Here is an 8,818-nt window from a genome sequence, read left to right as displayed (position 1 = left end):
ATCGGCAGCATCACGACGAAGACCAGGCCGGCCACCGCGACGGAGGCCCACAACGCCCAGCGCGGCCAGCGCAGCAGCACATGGACGAGCGCCAAGCTCGCAAGCGTGGCCGACGGCAGATAGTAGTAGAGAAAGCTCAGCGCGCGCGGCAGCAGCGCCCAGGGCAGGTAGCAGCCGAGATAGAACGCCAGGATCAGGAACGGCGACGCGCCGCGCTTCACGACGAAGTCCCTGGCGCAGACGGCGATCGCGAGCACCGCCGGCCACTGCACCAGGGGATTGCCGAGCAGCACCACGGCCGCGATATCGCCGTCGCTCGTCTTGTCGAACAGGAACCAGACCGGCCGGACCAGGAACGGCCAGGTCGGCCAGGCGCTCATGTAGGTGTGGCCGGCGATCGCCGTGGTGATGCTGTCGGCGAAGATGCGGCGCTGCGCCTCGGCGATCGCGGTCAGCGACAGCCCGTGCAGGGGGATGAAGGTCGCGAGATAGGCAAGCGCCGGAACCAGGCCGAGGCACAGTCCGACATGCCACCAGCGTAGATCCGGCCACTGCTCGGGCTGATACCAGTCGGTCGGCTCGGCGTCGCCGAACGAGGTCTGCCAATGCTGCAGCAGCTTGATCAGGCCGACGATCAGAAGCGCCGTCAGCAACGGAAACAGCCCGCTCCATTTGCACGCGACCGCCAGGCCGAACATGGCGCCCGCCAAGGCAAGCAGGAGCTGCGGCCGCGACTGACGGTAGGCGAACAGGAATGCGGCGATCGCCAGCAGGCTGAAGGCGAGCGCGCCGATGTCGAGCATCGCGATGCGCGCCTGCACGAACAGCATCTGGTTGAAGAAGGCGAGCAGCGCGACGGCGATCGCCGGCCCTCGCGCCGCGAACAGCGCGAGCCCGCACAGATAGATCGCAGCGATCGCGAGGCCGCCGAGCACGGTACTCGGATATCGCCAGGCGAAGGCATTGTCACCAAACGTCCTGATCGACAGCGCGATCAGCTCCTTGGCGAGCGGCGGATGCATCGGGTTGAGCTGCGGGCTCGCCGGCGCGAGCCCGAGCATCTGCCGCGCCGCCGGCACGTAATGCACCTCGTCGAAGACGAATTTGGGCGGCGCGGCGAGCCCGACCATCAGCGCGACATGCGCGACGAAGAAGATCAGCAGCACCGTCAGCAGCGAGCGGCGGGCCGACACGCCGCCCTCCGGCGCGGCATCGCCGACATCGTCGTCATCGTCGCGGCGAGCAGCGGATACCTTCATGAGCCTGCGCTTTTGAACTGATCGTGCCGTACCAGCCACTAAACATCGAACACGCATCGAGGCAAACTTGTGTCCATTTTACAACAACCTCGCGGACCGTCTTCGGCTAGATTGCGCCCGGACCAAACTTCGGTGTGGATATGAATCTGCGTCGCCGAACATGCGTTGTCGCGATGGCCGCCGCCGCCCTGCTGGGCATGGCGGGGAAGGCCTGCGCGGAAAACCGCATCGGCGAGGCCGTGCTGGTGCAGAAGGACGTGCTGCGGATCGCGGGCGCGTCGACGAGCCCGATCAGCGTCGGCGACGGCGTCGTGCGCGACGAGACGGTGCGCACCGGCCGTGACAGCGCCGCGCGGCTGGTGATGATCGACAGCACCAACCTGTCGCTCGGCGCCAATGCATCGCTGACGCTCGACCGCACCGTGTTCAACGACGAGACCAGCTATCGCGACATCGCGATCCGGCTCGGCACCGGCGCGTTCCGCTTCGTCACCGGCCATTCCGAGAAGACCGCCTACAAGATCAACACGCCGCTCGCCACCATCGGCGTCCGCGGCACCATCCTCGACATCCGCTCGCAGCGCGGCGAGACCATGGTCGTGCTGCAGGAGGGTGCGTCGCGCGTCTGCACCCTCACCTTCCAATGCATCGAGCTGACGCAGCCGGGCGACACCGCCATCATCACGTCGACCGGCAATGGCCGCAGCACGATCAGGAAGACCGGCAATCCGTCGTGGAGCTTCGCGGCCACCTGCACATCGACATCGGGGCTTTGCACGGTGACCGATCTCGCCAGCAATGCGCCGCCGCAGGACTTCACCGGCATCCTGTGCGGGCGATGACGATGGGCATCGGGGCCGGCCGCTTCACCTCGATCATGCTGGCGCTAGCGGGCGGCCTGCTGGCGTTCGCCCTGCAGGCGTCGCCAGCGGCGGCGCAGACCTGCACCAACAATGTCGAGAGCCTCGCGGTCGCCGCGGAATGCCCGACCCCGACGCCCTCGCCGACGGTCACGCCGACGCCAACCCCAACTCCGACATCGACGCCGACATCGACCCCCACACCGACACCTTCGCCGTCCGTCTCGCCGACCCCGTCGCCGACGCCGACCGGCGCGGGCAACAGCGCTGGCTCCATCAACGGTCTCGCCGACCAGCGCTTCAACCAGATGATCACCAACCGGGTGCTCGGCCTGGTGCTGCTCGGCGTCAACGAGCAGATCAATTGCAACGACTGCATCAGCGCGTTCGGCTCGGCCGGCTCGTTCTCGGCCGGCATTCATGGCCGCAAGCAGCTCACCAGCAATCTCGCGCTGCTCGCCGGCCTCGCCTACACGCAGTACAACGAGAACGGCTATCACGTCACCTCGGCGCCGATCGGCGCCTTTGCGCTGCGCTATGATTTCACCGATTGGGGCTCGTCGCGGCCGTTCTTCGACATCGGCACGATCCTGACACCCTACGAGCGCGTGCGCTACGGCCGCAGCTACGCCACGAGTCTCGGCAGCGTCACGGTCGACGGCACCACCACCGCCTCGAACTACGCGGTCTATGGCCGCGCCGGCTGGATCAGCCGGATGTCGCCGCGCGACGAGCTCGCCGCCTCGGTCGAGCTTTGGCAGCTGTGGCAGCGCGTGTCGGGCTACCGCGATCCCAGTGTCGCCTTCAACCCGTTCGATGCCTCGATCGCCGGCGGCACCGACCGCACCAGCCTGGTCAAGGTCGGCGGCCAGTGGACGCATCTGTTCGGCTCCAGCATCGAGGCCAATGTCAACGGCGGCTATGTGCAGTCGTTCGCCTCGAAATCGGGCATCGTCGCCGCCGTCACGGGCACCGGCACGGTGACGCCGACCATGGGCAACCAGGGCTGGTTCGAATATGGCGGCCGGCTCGGCTTCCGCCTGCAGCAGGGCTGGATCGCCGACCTGTTCGTCAACGGCACGCTTGGCCCGCAGCCCGTCGGCAACACCATCCACGGCGGCGTCGGCCTGCGCATCCACTACTAGGCCGGCCTGCCCGCTCAAGAATTCATGATCGCCCTGCGCCCGCGCCGTCTTGACCGGCGCATGGCCGCCGCCGTATTGAATGATGATCATCATCCAAATCGGCGGGCTCGCAAGGGCGGGCGCGGAGGCACGATGGACGTTTCGACCGAGGCCACCCGCGCCGCGCCTGCCGCGCCCGCGGCTCCGCCCGCCCCATCGTCTCCGCCGCCGGATCCGTCGCGCGGCAAGGCTGCCGCAACGCGCGCGGCGCTTCTCACCGGTCCGATCCTGCCCGTCCTGATCCGGCTGGCGCTGCCGACGATGTCGGTGCTGGTGGCGCAGACCGCGGTCAATGTCGCCGAGGCCTATTATGTCGGCCTGCTCGGCACCGATGCGCTGGCCGGCGCCGCGCTGGTATTCCCGATCTTCATGCTGATGACCATGATGTCGAACGGCGGCATCGGCAGCGGCGTGTCCTCGGCGGTGGCGCGCGCGATCGGCGCCGGCCGCAACGCCGATGCGGACGCCGTCGCCTTCCATGCCATCGTGCTGGCGGTGATCGCGGGCGCCCTGTTCACGCTCGCCACCGCGCTGCTCGGCCCGGCGCTGTACCACGCGCTCGGCGGCCGCGCCGGCGCGCTGGAGGCGGCCGTGCGCTATTCCGACTACCTGTTCGCCGGCGCGATCCCGGTGTGGATCGTCAATCTGCAGGCGGCGGCGCTGCGCGGCGCCGGCAATGTTCGGGTGCCCGCGCTGGTCACGCTGGTCGGCGCCGTCCTGATGATTCCGTCGTCGCCGGTGCTGATCTTCGGCCTCGGGCCGCTGCCCGGCCTCGGCATCGCCGGCGCAGGGGTCGCGTTCGGGCTGTATTATTGCGGCGCCATGCTGGTGCTGCTGCGCTACATGGCCTCTGGTCGTTCGACCCTGCATGTCCGCATCGCGCCGCTGCAGGCCAGGCTGTTCGCCGACATCCTCAAGGTCGGCCTGCCGACGGCGCTCAACGCCGTCCTGGTCAACCTCACCGTGATCCTCGTGACCGCGCTGGCCGGCCGCTTCGGCACATCGGAACTCGCCGCCTATGGAATCGCCTCGCGGCTCGACTACATCATGATCCCACTGCTGTTCGGCCTGTGCACGGCGACCCTGACCATGGTCGGGATCAATGTCGGTGCCGGCCAGGGCAGCCGCGCCCGCCGCATCGCCTGGACCAGTGCCGTCACCGGCGCGGCGCTGGTCGGCGGCATCGGCCTCGTGGTGGCGCTGCATCCGCCGCTCTGGCTGACGCTGTTCAGCCGGGATCCGGAGGTGCTGCGCGAGGGCGCGAGCTATCTGCGGATCGTCGCGCCGGCCTATGCCGCGCTCGGCTTCGGCTTCGTGCTGGCCTTTGCCGGCCAGGGCGCCGGCCACGTGTTGTGGCCGTTCATCGGCTCGTTTCTGCGTATCCTGGTCGCCGCCGGCGGCGGCGTGGTCGCGATCGTCACGCTCGGCGGCGGCATGGCGTCGCTGGCCACGATGGTGGCGCTGTCGCTGGTCGCCTACGCGCTGGTCTGCAGCCTCGTGCTCGCTTCGGACCGGATCTGGCGCGCGTCTCCACGTTAGCCGCACATCGACGAACGGGCGAGCGCGGCAACGCCACAACTAACAGGCGACATCGTCTCTACTAATCGAAACATGTATTTGTCGCCGTCACCACCTGCGTGATGTAGCCATGGCCACTTCTCCGCACGCGCTCCAACAAACTGATAACCTTGATCGCCGCCACCGGCCGCAGAGTTCCTTTTCGGGAACCGAATTCAGCTTGCGGTAATATCTGCGGCTCATCTCCTGCAGCGAGGGGCTCTGCTGTGCCGGCGCGGGGCCCCGGCCCGCCCGCAGCAGGAAGCGCCCGACATGACCGCATCGATTTCATCCGAACGTCTCCGCAGCCGATCGCGCCGCTTCTGGCGGGCGCAGGACGGCCAGATCAGCATGATCTTTGCCATCACCATCATTCCGATCGTGATCGCGATCGGCACGGCCGTCGACTTCTCCAAGTCGAGCGACACCAAGACACAGTTGCAGAAGGCGGTCGACGCCGCCGTGCTCGCCGGCGTGATCCAGCCGAGCGGCCAGCAGGTCTCGACGGCGAACGCGATCTTCAAGGGCGATTTCGGCGGCCGCTTCGGCACCTCCGCCACAGCCAGTTTCACCGCCAACAGTGACGGCTCGCTCACCGGCAGCGCGAGCGCCACGGTGAACACCTCGTTCCTGACGGTGATGGGGACCTCGTCGCTGGGGATCTCGGCCTCGGCGACCGCCAAAGCCGGCGCGCAGAGCAAGTCGCCGGTCTGCATCCTGCTCGTCAGCACACTGAATTCGCAATCGCTGCTGGTGAACTCGGGCGCGCAGCTCAATGCGCCGTCCTGCGAGGTGCACGTGCTGTCGACCCAAAGTCCGGCGGCGATCTTCAACGCAACCTTGAACGTCAAGCGCATCTGCATCAAGGGATCGACCATCATCAAGAACGGCGGCGTCACGCCGCCCGCCGAAACCAGTTGCGCCGCGATCTCCGATCCGTTCGCCGGCACGCTGCCGAACGTGACGGTTGGATCGTGCACCACCAACAACAAGGTCTACGATCCCGGCTCGGTCACGCTCAGCCCCGGCGTCTACTGCGGCTCGACCAATTTCAACGGTTCGGGCACGCTGACGCTCAATCCGGGGCTCTACATCATCAAGGGGACGATGACCTTCAACTCGGGTTGGACGGTGACGGGCAACGGCGTCACCTTCTATCTCGTCGACCAGAACGCCACCCTCACCTTCAACGGCAACGTCAACGCCACGCTCTCGGCGCCGACCACCGGCACCTATGCCAATATCCTGATGTACGAGCCGACCGGGCTGTCGACCACCAACCTGCCGATCAACGGCACCAGCGGCTCCTCCTTCACCGGCCTGATGTACCTGCCGAGCCGCAACGTCACCATCAACTCGGTGTCCAACGTCAGCAGCAACAGCGTGACGATGGTGTTCAACACGCTGATCCTGAACGCCACCAACTGGACCATCGCACCGGGCGCGCTGTCGATGTCGGTCTCGAGCGGCCCGGCGGGGACGGCGTATCTGGCGAAGTAGCCGGCGGCCCGGGAGCGATACCCGCGGCCCTTGGCTCAGGTCATGAGATCCGCGCGATCACCGCGAGCACCGCCGCGCCCCTCTCCCTGCTGTGCGGGGAGAGGGGCGCGGCGTCGGTTTGGGCGGCAGCGCGCTTCAGCATGCAGGCGCTTCGCGCCGCTTTCGACGACGGCTCTTGTCGAAGTTCGGCTCAGGACCGTCACGCGCGCCGACACGCTTTCTGTGCCTCAATCACCGCTCCACACCATCCCCCTTGACACCCTCAGCCACATCGCTGATGTTAGGTTATAACATAACAAATGAGGCTCTATGCCCATCAGCCGGCGCCGTCCGCTCCCCTTGAAGCGGCTGTTCGATCTCGATGCGCAAACCCCGCGTCACGCCTGCGTGCGGCTGCCGCGGGACTGGGACGAGTTCTTCAGGTCAGCGCCGCCCGGGCAACCCCATGGGTCGGGCGCTGGCTTGGCCGCGCCGGGCATCGAGCCGCCGCCGGACTGAGGAGCGGGCAAGCATCTGAATACACGCGTGACAGTCGCCCCTGCTCCGCGTGTCCAAGGGAGCGGTACAGCCGCTCCCGGCTTGGCGGGACCATCGCGAGATGGTCCCGCCATATCCTTTACGACGTCGCCTCAGCTAGGACTTCGTCTCCGCGGGATCCCGGTGCACCGGATCGACCCACAGCACGGTCTCGGGCTTCTCGACCGGCTCGATGTCGATGTTGATCGCCACCGCCTCGCCGTCGCTGCGCACGAGCACGCATTCCAGCACCTCGTCGGGGCTGGCGTTGATCTCCTGATGCGGCACATAGGGCGGCACGAAGATGAAGTCGCCGGGGCCGGCCTCGGCGGTGAACTGCAGCTGCTCGCCCCAGCGCATCCGCGCCTTGCCTTTCACCACGTAGATCACGCTTTCCAGATGGCCATGATGATGCGCGCCGGTCTTGGCGTCGGGCTTGATCGTCACGGTACCCGCCCACAGCTTCTGCGCGCCGACGCGCGCGAAATTGATCGCGGCCTTGCGGTCCATGCCCGGCGTCGACGGCACGTTGCCATCGAGCTGATTGCCGGGAATGACGCGCACGCCGTCGTGCTTCCAGCGCTCCTCGCCATGATCATGAGAGTGGCCGTGCGCGTGGTCGTGGGAACCTGACATTTTCTTGTTCTCGGATTCGTAACGTTTGTTGGCGACGGCCCATCCTAGTCGATATGCCGCAGCGGCGCCATTGCGGTTCCCGCAGAACCTTTTCGCGACGCCCGCGTTGGTCCCGCACAGTTCACAACGATGAGGGAGATACAACAATGGGTTCGACCATGGACAAGATCAAAGGCGCGACCAACGAAGCGATCGGCAAGGCCAAGCAGGGCATCGGCGAGGCCACCGGCAACGATCGCCTGCAGGGCGAAGGCGCGGTTCAGGAAGTGAAGGGCAAGGGCCAGCAGGCGCTCGGTGATGCCAAGCAGGCCACCAAGGATGCCGTGAACACCGCAGCCGGCGCCGCCAACAAGAACCTCTGAGCGAGGTGAGCGCGACAGCGCGCCGATGTGGCGCGTCTGATCGCGTGAAGACGACATCACAAAGCCGGCTCCTCGCGGGGCCGGCTTTGCGCATTTGCTAGTTGCTTCACGTGAGTCGTAGGGTGGGCAAAGGCGCGCCCCTCCGGGCACGTCATGCCGCACTCCAGCGCGCGCCGTGCCCACCATTCCGACCGCGCGCGCCGATCGACGTTGGGCACGCAACCGCCCTGCGGGCGGCCGCTTTGCCCGCCCTACGCAGCGCGCAAGATCGAACGATCAACTGCCATCTGCTGATCTCTACAAACAAGACCAGCATCAGCGGAGACGCTCGCCCCTACTTCACGCCCAGCAATTCCACATCGAACAGCAGCGTCGCGTTCGGCGGAATCACGCCGCCGGCACCGCGGGCGCCGTAGCCGAGCTCGGGCGGAATGATCAGCGTGCGCTTGCCGCCGACCTTCATGGTGGCGACGCCCTCGTCCCAGCCGGCGATCACGCGCTTCATGCCGATCGGGAATTCGAACGGCTCGTTGCGATCGACGGAGGAGTCGAATTTCTTGCCCTTCTGGCCGTTCTCGTAGAGCCAGCCCGTGTAGTGCATCACGCAGGTCTGACCGCGGGTCGGCGTCGCGCCGGTGCCTTCCTTGGTGTCGATGATCTGCAGTCCGGAGGGAGTGGTCATGGTCTTTCCTGTCGGTTTGGCGGAGCTGGTCTGCGCCGAAGCGGCTTGAGAGCCCAGCACGGCGCCGGCCGCGACGGACGCCGCCGCCAGGATCGCATCTGTTCTGTTCATCGGACGCCGCATGCTTCAGACCGCCTCTGCTCGTTCACGGGGAGACGCGGTTTACCTCATGGCGGCGCGGCTGACCAGCCTGCGGGCTGCGGCAGCGGACCGCCCTCTTCCTTCCGGTAAAAATAATTTTCTTGCTATTTATCGGAAATCA

At 66.9% G+C, this 8,818-nt stretch carries 8 protein-coding genes; 5 read left to right on the top strand and 3 right to left on the bottom strand.

Features of this window, described 5'->3' with window-relative positions; all coding sequences use genetic code 11:
* Positions 1–1,259 (bottom strand): phospholipid carrier-dependent glycosyltransferase (locus BRAS3809_RS20775; RefSeq protein WP_052523460.1); only part of this gene is annotated, 1,259 nt, incomplete at its 3' end.
* A 140-nt stretch (positions 1,260–1,399) separates the two neighbouring features.
* On the opposite strand from BRAS3809_RS20775, the gene BRAS3809_RS20770 reads away from it, so the two are divergent.
* The 4 genes from BRAS3809_RS20770 (at position 1,400) to BRAS3809_RS20755 (ending at position 6,360) form a co-directional block, all read left to right on the top strand.
* A complete protein-coding gene (locus BRAS3809_RS20770; RefSeq protein ID WP_035657320.1) occupies positions 1,400–2,101 on the top strand; it encodes a FecR family protein in 702 nt (233 codons plus the stop codon).
* Positions 2,098–3,264: a hypothetical protein gene (locus tag BRAS3809_RS20765; protein ID WP_008963999.1), complete on the top strand. Its 1,167-nt coding sequence runs from the start codon at positions 2,098–2,100 to the stop codon at positions 3,262–3,264. The genes BRAS3809_RS20770 and BRAS3809_RS20765 overlap by 4 nt, the downstream gene beginning before the upstream one ends.
* Before the next feature lie 132 nt (positions 3,265–3,396).
* A complete protein-coding gene (locus BRAS3809_RS20760) occupies positions 3,397–4,842 on the top strand; it encodes an MATE family efflux transporter (protein WP_008963998.1) in 1,446 nt (481 codons plus the stop codon).
* Between the two features lie 291 nt (positions 4,843–5,133).
* Positions 5,134–6,360, top strand: coding sequence for a TadE/TadG family type IV pilus assembly protein (locus BRAS3809_RS20755; RefSeq protein ID WP_008963997.1), 1,227 nt, complete (start codon positions 5,134–5,136; stop codon positions 6,358–6,360).
* A 633-nt stretch (positions 6,361–6,993) separates the two neighbouring features.
* On the opposite strand, the gene BRAS3809_RS20750 is transcribed toward BRAS3809_RS20755, so the two are convergent.
* A complete protein-coding gene (locus BRAS3809_RS20750) occupies positions 6,994–7,512 on the bottom strand; it encodes a cupin domain-containing protein (protein ID WP_008963996.1) in 519 nt (172 codons plus the stop codon).
* A 146-nt stretch (positions 7,513–7,658) separates the two neighbouring features.
* Between BRAS3809_RS20750 and BRAS3809_RS20745 the strand changes: the two genes are divergently transcribed.
* On the top strand, positions 7,659–7,874 hold the full coding sequence (locus BRAS3809_RS20745; protein ID WP_170323310.1) for a CsbD family protein: 216 nt from the start codon (positions 7,659–7,661) through the stop codon (positions 7,872–7,874).
* 334 nt (positions 7,875–8,208) lie between these two features.
* Here BRAS3809_RS20745 and BRAS3809_RS20740 read toward each other — a convergent pair whose 3' ends face one another.
* Positions 8,209–8,667 (bottom strand): FKBP-type peptidyl-prolyl cis-trans isomerase, encoded by a 459-nt coding sequence (locus BRAS3809_RS20740; protein WP_240535730.1) that lies wholly within the window; start codon positions 8,665–8,667, stop codon positions 8,209–8,211.
* Positions 8,668–8,818 lie beyond the last annotated feature (151 nt).

The organism is Bradyrhizobium sp. STM 3809 (assembly GCF_000239795.1).
Taxonomy (GTDB): domain Bacteria; phylum Pseudomonadota; class Alphaproteobacteria; order Rhizobiales; family Xanthobacteraceae; genus Bradyrhizobium.
The sequence above is the reverse complement of the archived record's forward strand: the minus strand, read 5'-3'. Positions and strand labels throughout refer to the sequence as shown.

Bases quoted from the DNA above. Each gene is read 5' to 3' on its own strand.
- BRAS3809_RS20745 (WP_170323310.1), top strand. From the start codon at position 7,659: ATGGGTTCGACCATGGACAAGATCAAAGGCGCGACCAACGAAGCGATC.
- BRAS3809_RS20765 (WP_008963999.1), top strand. From the start codon at position 2,098: ATGACGATGGGCATCGGGGCCGGCCGCTTCACCTCGATCATGCTGGCG.
- BRAS3809_RS20750 (WP_008963996.1), bottom strand. From the start codon at position 7,512: ATGTCAGGTTCCCACGACCACGCGCACGGCCACTCTCATGATCATGGC.
- BRAS3809_RS20755 (WP_008963997.1), top strand. From the start codon at position 5,134: ATGACCGCATCGATTTCATCCGAACGTCTCCGCAGCCGATCGCGCCGC.
- BRAS3809_RS20770 (WP_035657320.1), top strand. From the start codon at position 1,400: ATGAATCTGCGTCGCCGAACATGCGTTGTCGCGATGGCCGCCGCCGCC.
- BRAS3809_RS20760 (WP_008963998.1), top strand. From the start codon at position 3,397: ATGGACGTTTCGACCGAGGCCACCCGCGCCGCGCCTGCCGCGCCCGCG.
- BRAS3809_RS20740 (WP_240535730.1), bottom strand. From the start codon at position 8,667: ATGAACAGAACAGATGCGATCCTGGCGGCGGCGTCCGTCGCGGCCGGC.